Origin of the sequence: Sphingomonas sp. Ant20, assembly GCF_000783375.1 — a bacterium.
GTDB lineage: Bacteria > Pseudomonadota > Alphaproteobacteria > Sphingomonadales > Sphingomonadaceae > Sphingomonas > Sphingomonas aerolata.
This window is the reverse complement of record NZ_JRVI01000220.1, coordinates 1-2,199: the sequence shown is the minus strand read 5'-3', so window position 1 is coordinate 2,199 and position 2,199 is coordinate 1. Positions and strand designations below refer to the sequence as shown.

The following is a 2,199-nucleotide window of genomic DNA, read 5'->3' as shown; positions in this document are numbered from 1 at the left end:
GCACCTTGTTCTGGATGCCGCGGGCGAGCTTCAGCGGGGCGACGCAGACATCGGCCGCGGCGAGCCATCCGCGCACGTCGTCGACCGCGCCGGTGACGATCACCGCGTCGCCTGCCAGCGCCTGCACCGCCGGGGTCGGGGTGCGGCCGACGATCGCGAACCGGGCTGTCGGGTGGCGCGTGCGGATCCGGGGGAGGATGTCGCGGGCGAACCACGTTACGGCCTCGATATTGGGGCGGTAGTCCATCTGGCCGGTGAAGACGATCAGCGGGTCTGCATGCGCGCTGCCGATGACCAGCCCACTCTTCACCTCCCCGGCGGAGGTCGGGGTCCAGTTGGGCGACGTGATGGCGACGGACTGTCCGCTGTTATCGCGGCCTTTCCAACTGGGCCCCGGCCTCCGCCGGGGTGGTGGGACGGGGTTGCTGCCTGCCCAGCCTGCGCAGCCGGATCGAACGTCGCCGAGTCGATACCGTCCTCGACCGCCAGGAAGCGTCCGGTCGCGCCACCCGCGCCGCCCGGCACCTCCCCGGCGGAGGCCGAGGTCCAGTTGGGAGACGTGGATGACGACGGACTGTCCGGTGTTACTGCGGCCTTTCCAACTGGGCCCCGGCCTTCGCCGGGGGTGGTGGGATGGGGTTGCGGCCTGCCCGCCATGCGCAGCCGGGTCGGTCGCCCTGCCTTTCACCTCCCCGCGGAGGCCGGGGTCCAGTTGGGGGACGTTGATGGCGACGGACTGTCCGTTGTCACTGCGACCTTTCCACCTGGGCCCCGGCCTTCGCCGGGGTGGTGGGATGGGGGTGCCGCCTGCCCAGCCTGCCCTGCCTGCCCTGCCTTCTCAGCCTGCGCAGCCGGATCGAACGTGACCGAGTCGATGCCGTTCTCGACCGCGAGGATGCGTCCGGTGGCGCCGCCGGTGCGGAACAGGGCGGCTTCGGCTTCGCTGACGAACAGGCTTGCGGAGACCCTCGCCGCGATCTCCCGCTCGAAGGCCCCTAACAGCCGTGCCTCGCGGCGCATCATCCAGCGCATCGGGCCGCGGGAGTCGTCCGCGAAGCCTGCGAACTTGGCGGAGTCCATGTCGACGAAATCCATGACCACGGGTGGCCCGTCATCGGGGAGGTACTGCGCCATCTGGCCCGAGAAACAGTAGATGCCGTCGACGCGTGGCAGGATGCGGTCGACCGCGGCCTGCATGGGGGGAGAAGCGAACGCCGTCAGCGAGACGGGCTTGCCGGTGGCCAGCGCCTCGAGTCCGGCGCGCGCCTGCGACTTGCCGCGTGGCAGGATCGTGCAGCTCGCCAGCATGTCCGTGAAGGCGGCGGGTGGATCGAGGTCCGCCGGGTCGTCGGCAAACGCGACGAGATGAACGCGCATGCGTGTGCTGAGATAGCGGAGGACGTGGAAGCTGCGGATCTTGTCGCCGCGATCGGGCGGGAACGGCACCCGGTGCGCCAGGAACAGCAGGTCGCTCACCCCAGACCCCGGGAGATCCACGGCCCGGCGAGATTGGCCGCCCAGAGCGGCATCTTCTTCCAGCTGCGCACCATCAGCGCATATCTGGGGTTGAGCGGATTGACCTCGCGCGCGGGCCCGTCGCTGCGCTTGGCGTAGAGCCGCGGCATGGGCGTGAAGCCCCAATTCTTCTTGAACGCGGCCGCGCCGGTGCCGGTCTTCGACCGTCCGAAGTCGAACCGCGTGCAGCCGCGCGCGCGGGCATGCGCCATCAGCGCGAAATACATCCGGTCGTTCGCGCGCAGGCCGCGCGCCGCCTCGGTCCCGCCGCCCCAATAGGGATAGACGGTCCCGCGGTGATAGAGGCTGAGCACGCTCGCGACCGCGCGGCCGCGGTGGCGGACGGTCAGTATGTCGGCGTCCATCGTCTCGACGACCGAGCGGAAGAGCCGCGCGGGAAAGACCGGCGTCCCCAGATTGCGCACCGATTCGGCATAGACGCGGTAATGCTCGGCGAGCATTGCGCGGTCGCGGCCGGTCGCGATGGCGAGATCGAGGCCGAGCGCGCGCCGCACCTCGGCGCGCTGCTTGCGCGGGATGGCGAGGAGCTCCGCATCGTTATCCGCCGCCAGATCGCGCGCGAACCCCAGATAGCTGTCCGCGTCGCTGTCCCACCCCGCGGGCACCGCGCCACCGCGAAGCTCGACCGACGGGCAGCCGAGCCGCTGCGCCAGATCCCAGGCC

General features: G+C 70.8%; 2 protein-coding genes and 1 pseudogene. All 3 read right to left on the bottom strand.

Annotated elements, in window-relative coordinates:
• Positions 1 to 271: pseudogene (locus NI18_RS18935) on the bottom strand (glycosyltransferase); the annotation flags it as partial.
• Positions 272 to 684: 413 nt separating this feature from the next.
• A complete protein-coding gene (locus NI18_RS18930) occupies positions 685 to 1,476 on the bottom strand; it encodes a hypothetical protein (protein WP_052149349.1) in 792 nt (263 codons plus the stop codon).
• On the bottom strand, positions 1,473 to 2,199 hold a 727-nt coding region (locus NI18_RS18925), incomplete at its 5' end, for a GNAT family N-acetyltransferase (RefSeq protein ID WP_037532267.1). The genes NI18_RS18925 and NI18_RS18930, both read right to left, overlap by 4 nt.